Source organism: Flagellimonas ulvae, assembly GCF_049333175.1.
Taxonomy (GTDB): domain Bacteria; phylum Bacteroidota; class Bacteroidia; order Flavobacteriales; family Flavobacteriaceae; genus Flagellimonas.
This window is the reverse complement of the sequence record NZ_CP186325.1, coordinates 74,576-90,726: the sequence shown is the minus strand read 5'-3', so window position 1 is coordinate 90,726 and position 16,151 is coordinate 74,576. Positions and strand designations below refer to the sequence as shown.

Here is a 16,151-nt window from a genome sequence, read left to right as displayed (position 1 = left end):
GCTATTTAATTTTTGAGGCTAATAAATAGATAACTGCCATACGAATCGCCACTCCATTCTCAACTTGCTCCAGGATAATGGATTGGTCAGAATCGGCTACATCACTTGTTATTTCAACACCTCGATTTATAGGTCCTGGGTGCATGATAACAATTTCCTTGTTCAAACTATCCAGTAATTTACGATTTATTCCAAACTGTTGTGTGTATTCCCGTGTAGATGGGAAATAGCTAATATCCATTCGCTCATTCTGTACTCTAAGCATGTTAGCTACATCACACCATTCCAATGCCTTGATTAGGTCGGTCTCCACTTCAACCCCTAAAGATTCAATATATTTAGGAATCAATGTTTTAGGTCCGCATACTTTCACTTTAGCTCCTTGTAGCTTCAGCGCAAAAATATTGGAAAGTGCCACTCTGGAGTGCAAGACATCTCCAACAATTACTATATTCTTCCCTTGTACATCACCTAATTTTTCGCGAATAGAATAAGAATCCAATAAAGCTTGTGTGGGATGCTCGTGGGCCCCATCACCTGCATTAATGATAGAAGCGTTTACATGTTTTGACAAAAAGATTCCTGCTCCTGGATTGGGATGCCGCATGATGACCATATCCACTTTCATGGACAGAATATTATTCACGGTATCAATCAAAGTCTCTCCCTTTTTTACTGAAGATTGTGAAGCTGAAAAATTGATAACATCTGCTGAAAGACGTTTCTCAGCAAGTTCAAAAGACAGTTTGGTACGCGTACTATTCTCAAAAAAGATATTCGCAATGGTAGTATCCCTAAGTGTTGGGACTTTCTTTATCGACCGATTGATAACTTCTTTAAAATGGTCTGCTGTTTCGAAAATGAGTTCGATATCCTTTTTGTTCAGATATTTTATGCCCAGTAAGTGATTGACACTTAATTCACTCATTATTCTCTACTTATTAATCAAATACACAATATCTTTTCCATCGTTCTCCTCCCACATTACCTTTACCTTCTCCTCATTGATTGCATCCACCTGTCTGCCTCGATAATTCGGTTGAATGGGTAGATGGCGGCTAAATCTTCGGTCAATCAAGGTCAATAATTCAATATTTGATGGTCTTCCAAAGGATTGAATTGCCGTAAGCGCTGCTCGAATGCTACGTCCCGTGTACAATACGTCATCAATAAAGACAACATTTTTATCCTCTACCAAAAAATTGATTTTCGTCGCGTTGGCCTGCAAGGTTTTCTCACCTCTTCTAAAATCATCGCGATAAAAGGTAATATCAAGGGAGCCGAGATTTATGTTCTTAACCTTGTAATCTTCCTTTAAAATTTTGGTCAATCTTTCGGCCAAAAAAATTCCTCTGGGCTGAAGGCCGATGAGGACTGTTTCGGAAAAATCAAGATGGTTTTCTAAAAGTTGGCAAGCTAAACGATGAAGTATGATGTTAATTTCCTTTGCGGTAAGAAGTACTTTTTGACTCATTTGCTGTTTTACCTGCTCAATTGTATGCAAAAGTAAACAAAACTTTAAAAGTTTTGGAAAACAAAAAGCCCCAACCAAAGGTCGGGGCTTTTCTATTTGAAGTTATGTACTATTACTTCTTTTTGGAATCTGCTTCCATCTTCTCTTTCAATGCTTGCAACTGTGCATTGGCATCTCCTAGAGTAGGTGCATCTTCTTGGGAAGCAGCCATTTTCTTTCTGGCTGTTCTCATGTTGCGCTCCTCTTGCTCTCTAAAGATTGCAGTGTGGCTAGCCACAACTCGTTTGAAATCTTTATTGAACTCAATGATTTTGAATTCCACTTCTTCTCCTTTGGTCAATTTCTTACCATCTTCTTTCTCCATATGACGTGAAGGAATAAATGCTACGATATCGTCATTGAAAACAACAGTGGCTCCCTTGTCAACGATTTCAGAAACTGCTGCTTTGTGTACAGAACCTTCTGCAAACTCAGTAGCGTATTTATCCCAAGGATTCTCAGTAGTCTGTTTGTGACCTAAGCTTAGCTTACGTCCTTCAACATCCAATTCCAATACCTCAACTTCCAACTTGTCCCCAACGGTAACAAATTCAGATGGGTGCTTGATTTTTCTAGTCCAAGATAAATCAGAAATATAAATCAAACCATCGATCCCTTCTTCCATCTCAACAAAAACTCCAAAGTTGGTAAAGTTTCTAACGATACCTTCGTGACGTGAACCAACAGGGTATTTGGTAGTGATATCCGTCCATGGGTCTGGTGTCAATTGCTTGATACCTAAAGACATTTTACGTTCTTCCCTATCTAAAGTCAACACTACCGCATCTACCTCATCTCCAACGCTTACAAAGTCTTGGGCAGACCTCAAGTGCGTAGACCATGACATTTCAGAAACGTGAATCAATCCTTCAACACCTTCTGCAACTTCGATAAAGGCACCGTAGTCAGCAATAACTACAACCTTACCTTTTACTTTATCACCAATTTTGATTTCATCTCCAAGAGCATCCCAAGGATGTTTCTCCAATTGCTTCAATCCTAATTGGATTCTAGACTTGTTATCATCAAAGTCAAGGATAACTACATTCAATTTCTGGTCCAGTTCAACTACCTCGTTCGGGTGGTTGATACGGCTCCAAGAAAGGTCGGTAATGTGTATAAGTCCATCCACACCTCCAAGGTCGATAAATACCCCGTAGGAAGTAATGTTTTTAACCACACCTTCCAATACTTGGCCTTTTTCCAATTGACCAATGATTTCTTTTTTCTGCTCTTCAATATCAGCTTCGATAAGTGCTTTATGGGAAACCACAACGTTTTTAAACTCATGGTTGATTTTCACCACCTTGAACTCCATAGTCTTTCCTACGTACTGATCATAGTCACGGATAGGCTTCACATCAATTTGGGAACCTGGCAAGAAAGCTTCAATACCAAATACATCCACAATCATACCTCCTTTGGTTCTGCACTTTACAAAACCAGTTACGATTTCCTCTTTATCGTGGGCATCGTTTACCCTATCCCAAGCTTTAATGGTTCTGGCCTTTCTGTGGGAAAGTACCAACTGTCCTGTTTTATCTTCACGGATATCAATAAGCACCTCTACTTTATCCCCAACTTTTAAGTCTGGGTTATAACGGAACTCGTTTAAGGAGATGACCCCTTCAGATTTTGCGTTGATATCGATGATAGCCTCGCGGTCGGTCATGTGTACCACTTTTCCTTCAACCACCTCTTCATCTGCGGTATCCACAAAGTTTTCCTCGACCAAAGTTTCAAATTCCTTCAACTTGGAATCCTCAACACGCTCAATACCTTCTTCGTATTTGTCCCAATCAAAATTGTCCAAATATTCCTGAGGGTCTTGTTTTGGCTCTGCTTTTTTTACTTCTTGAACTGCTTCTACGGTCTCTACCGCTTCTGCTTTTGTTTTTTCTTCAGCCATGTTGCTGATTTAAATTTGTATTCCACAAGTTTACAAAGGTTTAGGCAGTAATTGCGAAAGTTGTTATAAATTTTGTTTTTGTTTTCCCCTTTTGTCTCTTGTCAACTGCCACAAAAAGGAGCGCAAAAATACAATTAATTCCTTGTTTTACAAACCTTTATTGAAGACTTAGACCATCTGCCCTAGAATTGATGAAAATTTAAGGTGAAATGTGACTTTTATGCATATCTTGTTTCATATTATCAACTATAATTAAACACAAAACATTATGAGTGCAAAAGCAAAATATCAAGCGGTTTTAGACCTTGGACAAGAATTGGGGATTCAGGACGGTGACGTTTCTGAAGATGGAGGGGTTTTGAAAATAAAAGGTGTAGCCAACACCCCCTATGAGAAAAATGCCATCTGGGATAAAATCAAACAAATTGGTGGAGAAAGCCCATCTGACATTAAAGCGAACATTAGCGTAGCTGATGATTCAGTATATCACAGGCACACGGTAAAAAGCGGAGAGTCCTTAAGCTTGATTGCCAAGCATTACTATGGCGATGCTATGAAGTATCCGAAAATCTTTGATGCGAACACCAATATTTTAAGCAATCCGGATGTGATTCACCCAGACCAGGTTTTGTTGATTCCGAATATCTAATTTTGTCACATCGAGCGCAGTCGAGATGTCTTGTCTAGTTCTCGACTGCGCTCGAACTGACACTTAAAAAAGGCATCCAATGGGTGCCTTTTTTTATTGCTTTTTTAACTAAGGTGAATTTCATCAATCCAAACTCCATGTCCATAAACTAGAGTTGGCTTTTTTGATTAAAATTCCCGAACTTCACTTATCGGACGATATAGCTCATTAAAACGAAGCCATATCTTAATCGTTACAGCACATTTTAGAAAATTGGAATATTTAAAGAACAACTACGAAATATTAACAATCAAGTTATTGATATTGGTTCTTTTCATATGGACCATATATATTGGATTAAATGATTTATATAGTAGATGGTATTATGAAATTGTCACCTCGGACACCAAAACTTTGCTTCAGAATAGAGAGTTCTTGTATTCAATAAAAAGGTTTTTTAGACCTACATACTTCGTTCTTATACCGACTATCGGAATTTTTATAAATAAACAGATTGGATGGTTTCTTATTACCTCCTTTCTATATTTTGTGATTTCCAGTTCGGCATTCATTTTAATGGACTCAAACTCGATGGACACAATGGACGTAGTGGTTGGACTAGTAGTTATTGCATCTTTTGTTCTTGGTATTCTCATAATTAATAAAGAAAAAATCCGCAATGGAATCTATAGCATACACAAGAAAGACTCGTTAGTCAAAAATATATTCGCTTCCATAATTGGAACGGGACTTACCATAATCGTCGCATATCTGAAACGATAAAAAAACGTGCCGTAACAATACCTATAATCCATTGCGGTGGATTTCCTAAACGGAAATCCGTATCTTTATAAAAGGTTCGGGCTAGGGCGGAAAAGTCCTGTGGACGTTTTCCGCAACGTATCATAGCCGCGCCGATAAGTGTGACCCAAAAGAACTACCTATTAATCTTGCTTTTCAATAACACGTTCCGCAAAACTAAACATCCGTTCAAATTGCTCTTCCAAGCCCATATCGCTATTGTCAAACTCTATGGCGTCTTTGGCTTTTCGTAATGGGGAAACGGAACGGGTAGAATCAATTAAATCTCGTTTTTCAATATTTTTGAGCACTTCTTCAAAAGTAACCTTGTCTCCCCTATCCAACAATTCCTTGTATCGTCTGGTAGCTCGTGTTTCTGGAGAAGCGGTCATAAAAATCTTCAATTCAGCATCTGGAAAAACCACAGTTCCAATATCCCGTCCGTCCATCACAATACCCTTTTCTTTACCCATTTCCTGCTGCAGATGTACCAATTTTTCCCGTACTTCCTTAATAGCTGCAACCTCGCTTACCTTTCGAGCAACGGTAAGGGTACGGATATCCTTTTCTACATTTTTTCCATTCAGAAACATCTCGCTAGAGCCCAGTTCGGTATTGCGTATAAATTTGAGTTGAATATTGGGCAGGTTTTTAATCAGCTTAGAAGCGTCATCCTTTTTTTCATCAAAAAAACCCTCTTGCAAAGCAAAAAGGGTAACGGCCCGGTACATGGCACCGGTATCCACATACACGTAATCCAAAGCTTTGGCCAAGCGTTTGGCTAGGGTACTCTTTCCTGTGGAGGAATAGCCGTCAATGGCGATGATGATTTTTTTCATTGCCTAAAAATAATGGAAAGTAATCAGCTGGCATAGAAGTGCCAAGAAACTTCTAATCTAGAGCTTCTTGGCATTCTTTACTTTTTTATCCGTGATGGCAATATCAATTACCTCGCTCATATCGGTCACATAGTGAAAGGTGAGTCCCTTTAGATAATCTTCTTTGATTTCGTTGATATCTTTTCGGTTCTCTTCACACAAAATGATTTCCTTGATTCGAGCCCGTTTCGCTGCCAAAATCTTCTCTTTGATTCCACCAACAGGGAGTACCTTACCACGAAGTGTGATTTCACCCGTCATAGCCAAACTCTTTTTAACCTTTTTCTGGGTAAATAAGGACACTAAAGAAGTTAACATCGTAATTCCTGCACTTGGACCATCTTTTGGAGTGGCACCCTCTGGTACGTGGATGTGTACATTGTATTTATCAAAAACTTCGGCGTCAATACCAAAAACATCTGCATTGGATTTGATATATTCCATGGCAATGGTTGCAGACTCCTTCATCACCTTCCCTAAATTTCCGGTAATGTTCAGAGTACCTTTTCCCTTGGAAAGAATAGATTCTATAAATAGAATATCACCCCCAACGCTGGTCCACGCCAAGCCAGTAACCACGCCAGCTACATCATTGTTTTCGTATTTGTCCCGCTCCAAACGGGCTGGACCTAAAATCTTCTCCACATCCTCATTGGTTACTTTTACGCTATATTCCTCTTCAATAGCAATGGATTTTGCAGCATATCGTACCATTTTGGCCAGTTGCTTTTCCAAACTACGGACTCCAGATTCACGGGTATAGCCTTCCACAATTTTTTCCAATTGTGGTTTTCCAATACGTAAATGCTTAGCAGAAAGCCCATGTTCCTTTAACTGCTTCGGCAACAAATGGCGTTTACCAATCTCTACTTTCTCTTCAATAGTATAGCCTGTAACATTGATGATTTCCATCCTATCCCGCAAGGCAGGCTGTATCGTGGACAAGTTGTTGGCCGTGGCGATAAACATTACTTTGGATAGGTCATAGCCCATTTCCAAGAAATTGTCATAAAATTCATTGTTCTGCTCTGGGTCCAACACTTCTAGCATAGCCGATGAAGGGTCTCCTTGGTGACTGTTGGAAAGCTTATCGATTTCATCCAAAATAAAAACAGGATTGGAAGTGCCCGCTTTTTTAAGACTTTGAATAATTCTTCCGGGCATCGCACCGATATAGGTTTTTCTATGCCCTCGAATCTCTGCCTCATCGCGCAAACCACCCAACGAAATGCGAACATACTCTCTCCCCAAAGCTTCGGCCACAGATTTTCCTAAAGATGTTTTACCAACTCCCGGAGGTCCGTATAAACAAAGAATGGGCGACTTCATATCGTTTCTGAGTTTCAATACGGCCAAATATTCTATGATTCGCCTTTTAACGTCTTCTAAACCGTAATGGTCCCTATCCAATATCTGTTGCGCTCTTTTTAAATCGAACTTATCCTTGGAAAATTCATCCCAGGGTAAATCTAGAAAGAGGTCCAAATAGTTCCTTTGAATGGAGTATTCAGCGACTTGGGGATTCATGCGCTGTATTTTGGCCAATTCTTTTTCAAAATGTTCCTTTATTTTTTTACCCCATTTTTTCTTTTTTGCTTTGGCACGCATCTCGTCCACTTCTTCCTCATAAGAAATACCCCCAAGTTCTTCCTGAATGGTTTTCATCTGCTGATGCAAAAAGTACTCCCGTTGCTGCTGGTCCATGTCATTCCGAACCTTAGATTGGATATCATTCTTCAATTCCAATTTTTGAAGCTCAGTGTTCATGAACTTCAAAGTGGTCATGGCCCTTTCCTGAAGATTGGGTATCTCCAAAAGTTTTTGCTTGTCCTCAACAGAAAGGTTCAAGTTGGATGACACAAAATTGATAAGGAACGAATTGCTTTGAATATTTCGTATGGCAAAAGTGGCTTCAGTAGGAATGTTTGGGTTGTCCTTTATAATTTTAAAAGCCAGTTCCTTAATTGAATCGATAATGGCACCAAATTCATCACTTTTTTCATCTGGTCTCTCTTCTATGGCCTCTTTGACCGTAGCGGTCAAATACGGGGTCTCTTCAATCACTTGGTCTATCTCAAACCGCTTTTTTCCTTGAATGATAACCGTGGTATTACCATCTGGCATCTGAAGCACCCTTAGAATACGCGCTACCGTCCCTAATCTATTAATGTCTTTTACGCCTGGATTCTCAACTTGTTCATCCTTTTGGGAAACCACTCCAATGGTTTTACTTCCATTGTTGGCATCTTTTATTAGGTTTATGGATTTATCCCTCCCCGCGGTTATGGGTATAACCACTCCAGGAAATAGCACAGTGTTTCTAAGGGGTAGTACGGGTAAAGTTTCAGGCAATTCCTCCCTGTTCATTTCTTCTTCATCCTCTGGTGTGAGCAACGGAATCAATTCCGCCTCATCATCCAATCCCTGCATGGCTAAACTGTCAAAAGTTGATATTTTGATTTCTCCCATAGTTTCTTTTTCGGACATTTTGTCATTTTAAACAAAATGTATCTTTACAATTACGCGCTTCCTCTCATGTTAATCATCCCTTTCCTAAATATATAGGACTTCTGAAGCACTATTTCACTTCCAAAAAGGCAATTCTTGTGCCATGAATTTCAAAAAAAATTAAAAAAGTGTAACAATCCATACCTTCACCACTCTTTAGAACAAATCAATCATTTTTTGAGCCACCAAAATGAACATACTGATGCATTGCTTCAAGCGTGCTTAAAAGGCAAGCAAAGTGCACAAATGGAAATTTACAATAGATATTACAAAGCCATGTACAATACAGCTTTTAGAATTGTAAAGGACACCGCAGAAGCTGAAGACGTCATGCAGGAATCGTTTTTGAACGCGTTTACGAAACTGCACACCTTTAAGGGAGACGTGACCTTTGGAGCTTGGTTGAAGCGAATTGTGATTAATAACAGTATCTATCATTACAAAAAACAACAGAAAGTAAGATCCACGAATTTGGATGAGGTAATGTACAAGGTCGAAGATTACAATGAAGTTGATTTAAATAACAATGGTTATACTGAACTGAAGGCTCAAAAAGTGATGGAGACCATGAAAAGTTTGAAAGACAATTACAGAGTTTCTTTGACCTTACATTTAATCGAAGGTTATGATTACGAAGAAATAAGTGAGATCATGAATATTAGTTATGCCAATTGCAGAACGACTATTTCTAGAGCCAAAGAAAGTCTGAGAAAAAAATTGACCGTAAATGTTTAGTTATGAAGAAAGATAATTTAGATAATTTGTTTGAAAGGCTTCAGGGAGAATTTGATGTTGAAGAACCCGGAAGCGGTCATCAGGAACGTTTTTTAGCTAAACTGAATCAATCCAAGGGAGTAGTTTCACTACCTCAAAGAAAAAATAGACTTTGGAAACCACTTTCCATCGCAGCTTCGGTAGCCGTAATCTGCCTTATTGGATTACAGCTCTTCAATACCCAACCTTCCATTAAGGAACAAGTAGTGGAGATTGCACCAGAGGTTTCAAAGACCGAGTTCTACTTTGCAAGTCTTATTGAAGAACAGGTTCAGGAATTGAAAGATGCAAAATCTCCTGAAACGGCAAAACTAGTGGATGATACGCTTTTGCAGCTAGACAGGTTGGAAACGGATTATATGAATTTGGAACAAGAATTAATAAAAGGAGGTGATAGCAAAATTATATTGAACGCTATGATAACCAACTTCCAAACTAGAATAGACCTTTTGAAAGAAGTGCTTAATAGCATAGAAAATATTAAAAACTTAAAATCATACAATGATGAAAACTTTACTATATAAAAGCATTTTATGCTTCTTGATTCTTGTACCGTTGACCACTTCGGCCAAGAAGGGTAAACTGAATGGAAAGTACACCAAGGAGAAAACCATCAAAAAAGAGTTTCAGGTAAACGCAAATGCCCTTTTGAAAATCACCAATAGTTATGGTAACCTTAGCCTAACTTCTTGGAACGAGGACCGTATAGTGATTGAGGTTCATATCAAAACCAATGGAAACAATGAGGAGCGGGTGCAGGAACGCTTAAATGAAATAGATGTGGATTTTGACAGCAGTTCCAACTTAGTTTCTGCCAGAACACAATTTGGTAACAGAAACAATAATTGGGGGTGGAAATGGAATAAGAAAAAGAACGTGAACGTTCAAGTGAACTATACCGTGAAACTACCCGTGAAAAACAGTGTTGGCTTGAGCAACGATTATGGAAACATATACTTGGATAGAATTGACGGGCATGCGAAAATAAGCTGTGATTATGGAAAAATGGATATCGGTGAGCTTAGAGGTAGAAACAATGAACTTCGTTTCGATTATACATCCCGTTCCACTTTTGAGTTCATCAATAGTGGAGAGATTATCGCAGACTACTCTGGTTTTACCATTGAGAAAGCGGGAGATTTAAGAATAAATGCTGATTACACAAATGCCGTGGTAAAGGAAATGGGAAACTTGGAATATACCAGTGATTATGGTTCCATTGAAGTAGGCAAGGTTAAAAGTGTAAAAGGAAATGGGGATTACATTGGGGTAAAATTGGGTACTGTTTCTGGCGATGTTGGAATCACCTCGGATTACGGTTCCATCAAAATCAGTGAAATGGCTCCGGAAGCTGGAGATGTCAATATACGAACAGATTATACAGGTATCAAAATTGGATACCACCCTGAGTACTACTTTGATTTCGAAATCACTACCGAATACGCCGGAGTAAGCGGTTTAGGGGATTTTGAACTACAGGTGAGAAAGGAAAAATCCAGTGAAAAATACTACAATGGATACTATGGCGATGATAATTCTGGCAACGTGGTGTACATCAATAGCGAATATGGCGGAGTAACTTTTTATAAAAACTAAATACAATTTCAAAAAACACAAAACTATCATGAAAAAGCTTATAACCTTATGTTTAGCCCTTGGATTTGTTGGAATAACAAATGCGCAATGGAAAAGAATCAAAGGAAACGGAAACGTAGTGACCATTGAAAGATCGGTCGGGGATTACGATGCTATTGCGTTGGCAGGCTGGTTCGATTTGGAACTGATTGCCGGAAACGAGGGAGAAATTACCCTTAAAGGAGAATCTAACCTTCTCGATTACATCAAAACCGAGGTAAAAGATGGTAAACTGGTTATTAAGGCCCAAAAAGGGGTTAACCTAAAACCATCCAATTGGAATTCCGGAATATTGATTGTGGTACCCGTTGAATCTGTTGAGGCCGTAAGTCTATCCGGTTCTGGAGATATTACGAGCAGAACAACTTTAAAGTCAGATACTTTCGAAACCCGTATTTCCGGTTCTGGAGATATTGTTCTGGATGTTGAAGCCAATAGCTTGGAAGCATCCATGTCCGGTTCTGGAGACATGAAATTGAATGGGAAAGCTTCTAACTTGGAAGTCCAGGTTTCAGGTTCAGGAGACATCAATGCCTACGGATTAGAGGCTGGCTATGTAAAGGTACAGGTATCTGGTTCTGCTGATGTAGAAGTCACTGCAAAAGAAAGCATAAGCGCTAGAGTTTCAGGTTCTGGTGATATTAGCTACAAAGGGAATCCAAAGAAAATAGATACAAAAAGTTCGGGTTCTGGAGATATTTCCAGTCACTAGAACAGGAGTTTACGCATCCAATCAAAAAACAATACTAAATCATCAATCGAAAACAGGTTAAGCCCTTACCGAAAAGTAGGGGCTTTTCTTTTATTCGCTTTGGTCTACTTTTTTGACCCGAAGCAACAGAATAATCCCTCCCAAAAAGAATATCCCCAAGAATATGGTACTATTGCGCATACTGCCTGTCAATTGAGCAATCACACCATACAGAAAAGTTCCAATAATGATTCCTATTTTCTCTGCTACATCGTAAAAACTGAAAAAGGACGTAGTATCCGTAGTCTCGGGCAAGAATTTGGAATAGGTGGACCTTGAGAGCGCTTGAATTCCGCCCATTACAATTCCAACTAGTCCAGCAGCAATATAGAAATCTGTGGGTGTTTGAAGGAAAAAGGCATAAATGCATAACAATACCCAAAAAGCATTGATTACAATTAAAGTTTTAATGTTTCCAAAGACTTTAGATGCTCTCGCGGTTACCGTTGCACCAATAATAGCCACTACCTGAATCACCAAAATGCTTGTTATCAATCCCGTGGTTCGTTCACTATCTCCTCCCCAATTTATTTCTTCCTCACCAAAATATGTAGCTATCAACATGATGGTCTGAACTGCCATACTGTACACAAAAAAAGCGCCGAGATATCTTTTAAGTCGAATTTCATTCCCTAGTTGCTTCCAAACACTTTGGAGTTCTTTAAAACCGTTAAGGATGATATTACTTCTTTCCCCATCACGCTTGTATCCTTTTGGAAGATGCTTAAATGTATACTGACTGAACAGGGCCCACCAGATACCCACGGAAATAAAAGAATATTTCATGGCTTTAATCTCGGCCACTTCTCCCCCATTATCCGTAATTCCAAAAACGGCAGGTTGCATCACCATAGCCAAATTAAATACCAAAAGGATTACACTACCCACATAACCCAATGAAAACCCTTTGGCGCTAATACCGTCTTGTTGCTCTGGATAGGCAATATCTGGCAGATAGGAATTGTTGATTGCAAAGCTTACCCAAAAACCTACCAATCCAAAGAAATAGCAAACCAATCCAAAATAAATATTCTCTAAAGAGAACCAGTATAGCCCTATGCATGATGCTGCGCCCAAATAGCAAAAAAACTTAAGAAATATCTTCTTGTTCCCTGTGTAATCGGCAACACCTGAAACAAGGGGAGTAACAATCGCGATAAAAACAAAAGCCAAAGATGTAACATAACTAATCAAGGGAGCACGGGCTATTTCACCTCCAAAAATGGTCACTTTCTCTATTTCTGCCGCCCTGAACAAAGCGCCATAAAAAATTGGGAACACTGCAGAGGAAATCACTAAACTGTAAACGGAATTGGCCCAATCATAAAATGCCCAAGCATTCAATAACTTTTTACTTCCTTTCATTACAAGTACTTGTGCCATGGCTCTAAGAATTGGAAAAGTGTCATTTCAAATATCTCGAAATCCTTTCTTGATAAGGGTTTTCCAAAGGTTGAAATGACACTTTACAATTGGTTTTTTATTTAAAAGAGGTGACCCCAAATTTAGCCGCTTCTTTTTTTGCTTCTGGGGCCCAGGTCATCAAGTTATTGATACGGGTATCATTTGATGGATGTGTGCTCAAAAACTCTGGCGGAGCCTGTCCTCCTGCATTGGCTTTCATTCTTCGCCAAAGATTGGCTGCTTCATCAGGATTATATCCTGCAATAGCCATGATTTGGAGTCCAATTCTATCTGCCTCTGTTTCATGACTCCTACTAAAAGGAAGCATTACCCCAACAGATGAACCTATGCCATAAGCCTGATTGAATGCATTACGCTTTTGAGGATCCTTAATAGCCACATTTCCAGCTACTGCACCCAATTGCTGCAACATACCGGCACTCATCCTTTGCGCACCATGATCGGCCAGGGCATGAGCCACTTCGTGTCCCATAACTACCGCAATTCCCGTTTCATTTTGGGCTATTGGTAAAATTCCTGTGTAAAACACAATTTTACCCCCTGGCATACACCAAGCATTTACGGCATCATCCTTGACAAGGTTGTATTCCCATTTATAGTCCTTTAAGTAGCCAGGATATCCGTTGGCATTGAGCCATCTTTCCGCAGCGGAAGCAATTCGCTGTCCCACTGCTACTATCATTTGTGCATCCTTTGTTCCAGTTACAACCTTATTCTCCCCCAAGAATTGGTCATATTGGGCAAAAGCCGTTGGAAATATTTGACTATTTGGATAAAAGTTAAGGGTACTTTTTCCTGTAAATGGATTGGTTTTACAGGCTGCAACCCCCACAAAAAACAGAATTGTTAGAATAAATTTTCTCATAAAATGGATGTGTTTAGTATGAGTAAAATACAAAATTTATTTTCCAATAATATGTAACTCGGTGAAATCCTTGCTTACCTCAACCGTATTGTCTCCATTCAACTTAACGTCCTTAAAATCGACTATTTCATTATCCAATTCGATGGTACCGATCTTAAAGGGTAAGCCGTGGAATGTCATTTTTATTTTTTCATACGGAGTGATAAAGTTTCCATCTTTAAATTGCTGTATGATAAGTTCATTCTCTTTTCCGCGTAATCTGAACTTACGAAGGCTATATCTTCCTTTTTTGTAATCGTAGCCATCTTGCTGATCCTCATATACGCTGGAATTTTCAATACCCTCTTTATAATACACATCTATTTGGAGCTCTTCTATTTCCTTTTCTCCCACATATTGCTGTACAGGATATTTAGGAATCATAGCCCCTTCTTTTACAAAAAGAGGAATTGTATCCAATTCAGCTGGCACCCATTTTTCAACCCCACCTTCAGTTACCTCATCATTCCAGAAATTGTACCATTTCCCTTTAGGAAAATACATCCGTCTACCTTGTGCATTGGGTTCTTGTACTGGGCATACCAAAAAATGCTCGCCAAACAAGAACTCGTCCGTTCGGAAATGGGTCTGGGTATCTTCTTGGTCATAGAATACCAAAGATTGAATCATTGGCATTCCATCTTTGATATACTTGTAAAAAAGTGTGTAAATGTATGGTAGTAGTTGATAGCGCAACTCAATATAGTTCTTAACAATATCGGTTATTTCCTCGCCAAAAGACCAAGGCTCTTGGTCGCCATGGTCTCCACTGGAATGTACCCTACAAAATGGATGAAAAATGGCCAACTGCATCCAGCGTGCAAAAAGTTCACCATTGGGTTGTTCTGCAAAACCTCCAATATCCGAGCCCACAAATGAATAGCCACTCATACACATACGTTGCATCTGTACATTTGCAATCCAAAGATGTTCCCAGGTAGCTACGTTATCCCCTGTCCAGGTAGAACAGTAGCGCTGAGTACCTGAGTAAGCAGCTCGGGTAAGAACAAATGGTCTTAGAGGAAACATGTATTTTTTCACGCCTTCGTATGTGGCGCGTACCATTTGCATACCGTAAATGTTATGGGCTTTTCTGTGACTACAAGGATGACCATCATAATCGTGGCGTACATCCAAGTTTGCTGTTTTGGTAGGTACCTCCATTACCGCCGGTTCGTTCATATCGTTCCAAACGCCCTTAACTCCCATCTCCGATATCATTTCCTTGTAAAGTCCGCCCCACCATTCGCGTACTTCTGGATTGGTAAAATCCGGAAACTTACATTCCCCAGGCCAAACTTTTCCTTTAAAATGGGGCCCGTCCGCCCTTCGGCAGAAAAAACCGTTGTCCATTGCCTGCTGATACACCCAATAATCCCTATCAATTTTGATTCCAGGGTCTATCATGGTAACGGTTTTAAAACCGTCCTCCTCCAGCTCTGCAATCATCTTTTTGGGATTGGGGAAATAGCGGTTATTCCAAGTAAAGCATCGGAAGCCTTCCATGTAGTCAATATCCAGGTAAATGGCGTCACAAGGAATTTGAAGCTTTCTAAAAGTAGATGCTATCTCTTTTACTCTTTTCTCTGGGTAATAGCTCCATTTTGATTGATGAAAACCTAATGCCCAAAGCGGCGGAAGTTCTGGCACACCGGTCAAATCTGTGTAGGCTTCAACTACTTGCTTCATTTTCGGTCCATAGAAGAAATAATAGTTCATTTCTCCACCATCGGCCCAGAAACTGGTCACATTTCGCTTTTCATTGGCGAAATCGAAATATGTACTGAAAGAATTGTCAAAAAAGATTCCGTAAGCAATGTTTTCTTTAAGTCCCAAGTAAAATGGAATGGCCTTGTACAAAGGTTCCTGATCTTTACCGTAGGCATAAGAGTCTGTTACCCAATTATTTACTCTCTTTCCTTTCAAGTTCGTATGAGAGGCCTTGTCTCCCATTCCATAATAACTCTCCCCTGTGTGGCAAATCTTGCTCATTTTAACAATATTGCCCCCATAGTCGTAGTTTTCCTCCCAATGAAAGCCAAGTTCGTCCTCACTTAAGATAACATCATCTATATCTACAATCTGAATCTTAAGATTGGATTTGTTCACATATACCTTGACCTTGGAAGTAGTAATTACATATTCTGGGATTTCTTCCTTTACGGTAAGACTATTATAGCCTAAACTAACATCATCACTGATGGCATAGGAAAAATCTGGTTCAAAAACGTGTTCAGTAGCATATCTAAAACGAATGGCACTGTCGCGAAGTATGGTTATTTCTAGAATGACTCCATTCTGGGTAGTAAAAAATATTTTATCATTTTCATGCTTGAAATCAACTATGTGGTTGGGATATTGATTTCCAATTTTAGCAATCTCTGTATTAGTAATCATTGTTGGTCTATTGAGAAAGACAAAAGAA

General features: G+C 39.3%; 14 protein-coding genes. 6 read left to right on the top strand and 8 right to left on the bottom strand.

From position 1 onward, the window contains the following. Position 1 precedes the first annotated feature (1 nt). The 3 genes from ACOKFD_RS00415 to rpsA all read right to left on the bottom strand — a co-directional run bounded on the left by ACOKFD_RS00415 (position 2) and on the right by rpsA (position 3,422). Positions 2–928: an aspartate carbamoyltransferase catalytic subunit gene (locus tag ACOKFD_RS00415; RefSeq protein WP_422859443.1), complete on the bottom strand. Its 927-nt coding sequence runs from the start codon at positions 926–928 to the stop codon at positions 2–4. A gap of 6 nt (positions 929–934) precedes the next feature. Beyond that, positions 935–1,474, bottom strand: a complete 540-nt coding sequence (gene pyrR / locus ACOKFD_RS00410; RefSeq protein ID WP_422859442.1) for a bifunctional pyr operon transcriptional regulator/uracil phosphoribosyltransferase PyrR — start codon at positions 1,472–1,474, stop codon at positions 935–937. A 112-nt stretch (positions 1,475–1,586) separates the two neighbouring features. Further along, on the bottom strand, positions 1,587–3,422 hold the full coding sequence (rpsA, locus tag ACOKFD_RS00405) for a 30S ribosomal protein S1 (RefSeq protein ID WP_422859441.1): 1,836 nt from the start codon (positions 3,420–3,422) through the stop codon (positions 1,587–1,589). Between the two features lie 268 nt (positions 3,423–3,690). On the opposite strand from rpsA, the gene ACOKFD_RS00400 reads away from it, so the two are divergent. Both ACOKFD_RS00400 and ACOKFD_RS00395 read left to right on the top strand, forming a co-directional pair. Continuing rightward, on the top strand, positions 3,691–4,071 hold the full coding sequence (locus ACOKFD_RS00400) for a LysM peptidoglycan-binding domain-containing protein (protein ID WP_422859440.1): 381 nt from the start codon (positions 3,691–3,693) through the stop codon (positions 4,069–4,071). A gap of 570 nt (positions 4,072–4,641) precedes the next feature. Beyond that, complete coding sequence (locus tag ACOKFD_RS00395) at positions 4,642–4,833, top strand: hypothetical protein (protein ID WP_422859439.1); 192 nt, start codon at positions 4,642–4,644, stop codon at positions 4,831–4,833. Between the two features lie 161 nt (positions 4,834–4,994). Here the strand turns inward: ACOKFD_RS00395 and cmk are convergent, their stop codons facing one another. Together cmk and lon are read right to left on the bottom strand one after the other, a co-directional pair. Beyond that, complete coding sequence (gene cmk, locus ACOKFD_RS00390) at positions 4,995–5,690, bottom strand: (d)CMP kinase (RefSeq protein ID WP_422859438.1); 696 nt, start codon at positions 5,688–5,690, stop codon at positions 4,995–4,997. Positions 5,691–5,747: 57 nt separating this feature from the next. Next, positions 5,748–8,198 (bottom strand): endopeptidase La, encoded by a 2,451-nt coding sequence (lon, locus tag ACOKFD_RS00385; protein WP_422860989.1) that lies wholly within the window; start codon positions 8,196–8,198, stop codon positions 5,748–5,750. Positions 8,199–8,414: 216 nt separating this feature from the next. Here lon and ACOKFD_RS00380 point away from each other — a divergent pair, with 216 nt between their 5' ends. The 4 genes from ACOKFD_RS00380 to ACOKFD_RS00365 are packed head-to-tail and all read left to right on the top strand — an operon-like array spanning position 8,415 to position 11,358. After that, positions 8,415–8,972: an RNA polymerase sigma factor gene (locus tag ACOKFD_RS00380; protein WP_422859437.1), complete on the top strand. Its 558-nt coding sequence runs from the start codon at positions 8,415–8,417 to the stop codon at positions 8,970–8,972. A 2-nt stretch (positions 8,973–8,974) separates the two neighbouring features. Further along, positions 8,975–9,535 carry a hypothetical protein gene (locus ACOKFD_RS00375; protein ID WP_422859436.1) on the top strand — a complete coding sequence of 187 codons (561 nt, stop codon included), beginning with the start codon at positions 8,975–8,977 and terminating at the stop codon, positions 9,533–9,535. After that, positions 9,516–10,607 (top strand): hypothetical protein, encoded by a 1,092-nt coding sequence (locus ACOKFD_RS00370; RefSeq protein WP_422860988.1) that lies wholly within the window; start codon positions 9,516–9,518, stop codon positions 10,605–10,607. Before ACOKFD_RS00375 ends, ACOKFD_RS00370 begins: the two co-directional genes overlap by 20 nt. Positions 10,608–10,635: 28 nt before the next feature. Then, positions 10,636–11,358 carry a head GIN domain-containing protein gene (locus ACOKFD_RS00365; protein ID WP_422859435.1) on the top strand — a complete coding sequence of 241 codons (723 nt, stop codon included), beginning with the start codon at positions 10,636–10,638 and terminating at the stop codon, positions 11,356–11,358. Positions 11,359–11,448: 90 nt separating this feature from the next. Here ACOKFD_RS00365 and ACOKFD_RS00360 read toward each other — a convergent pair whose 3' ends face one another. The 3 genes from ACOKFD_RS00360 to ACOKFD_RS00350 all read right to left on the bottom strand — a co-directional run bounded on the left by ACOKFD_RS00360 (position 11,449) and on the right by ACOKFD_RS00350 (position 16,123). Then, positions 11,449–12,780: an MFS transporter gene (locus tag ACOKFD_RS00360; protein ID WP_422859434.1), complete on the bottom strand. Its 1,332-nt coding sequence runs from the start codon at positions 12,778–12,780 to the stop codon at positions 11,449–11,451. A 97-nt stretch (positions 12,781–12,877) separates the two neighbouring features. After that, complete coding sequence (locus ACOKFD_RS00355) at positions 12,878–13,687, bottom strand: M48 family metallopeptidase (RefSeq protein ID WP_422859433.1); 810 nt, start codon at positions 13,685–13,687, stop codon at positions 12,878–12,880. A 36-nt stretch (positions 13,688–13,723) separates the two neighbouring features. Next, positions 13,724–16,123, bottom strand: a complete 2,400-nt coding sequence (locus ACOKFD_RS00350; RefSeq protein ID WP_422859432.1) for a glycoside hydrolase family 31 protein — start codon at positions 16,121–16,123, stop codon at positions 13,724–13,726. Between the last annotated feature and the right edge of the window lie 28 nt (positions 16,124–16,151).

Coding starts and splice junctions, on each gene's coding strand:
- ACOKFD_RS00415 (WP_422859443.1), bottom strand. CDS start 928: ATGAGTGAATTAAGTGTCAATCACTTACTGGGCATAAAATATCTGAAC.
- pyrR (WP_422859442.1), bottom strand. CDS start 1,474: ATGAGTCAAAAAGTACTTCTTACCGCAAAGGAAATTAACATCATACTT.
- rpsA (WP_422859441.1), bottom strand. CDS start 3,422: ATGGCTGAAGAAAAAACAAAAGCAGAAGCGGTAGAGACCGTAGAAGCA.
- ACOKFD_RS00400 (WP_422859440.1), top strand. CDS start 3,691: ATGAGTGCAAAAGCAAAATATCAAGCGGTTTTAGACCTTGGACAAGAA.
- ACOKFD_RS00395 (WP_422859439.1), top strand. CDS start 4,642: ATGGACACAATGGACGTAGTGGTTGGACTAGTAGTTATTGCATCTTTT.
- cmk (WP_422859438.1), bottom strand. CDS start 5,690: ATGAAAAAAATCATCATCGCCATTGACGGCTATTCCTCCACAGGAAAG.
- lon (WP_422860989.1), bottom strand. CDS start 8,198: ATGGGAGAAATCAAAATATCAACTTTTGACAGTTTAGCCATGCAGGGA.
- ACOKFD_RS00375 (WP_422859436.1), top strand. CDS start 8,975: ATGAAGAAAGATAATTTAGATAATTTGTTTGAAAGGCTTCAGGGAGAA.
- ACOKFD_RS00370 (WP_422860988.1), top strand. CDS start 9,516: ATGAAAACTTTACTATATAAAAGCATTTTATGCTTCTTGATTCTTGTA.
- ACOKFD_RS00365 (WP_422859435.1), top strand. CDS start 10,636: ATGAAAAAGCTTATAACCTTATGTTTAGCCCTTGGATTTGTTGGAATA.
- ACOKFD_RS00360 (WP_422859434.1), bottom strand. CDS start 12,780: ATGGCACAAGTACTTGTAATGAAAGGAAGTAAAAAGTTATTGAATGCT.
- ACOKFD_RS00355 (WP_422859433.1), bottom strand. CDS start 13,687: ATGAGAAAATTTATTCTAACAATTCTGTTTTTTGTGGGGGTTGCAGCC.
- ACOKFD_RS00350 (WP_422859432.1), bottom strand. CDS start 16,123: ATGATTACTAATACAGAGATTGCTAAAATTGGAAATCAATATCCCAAC.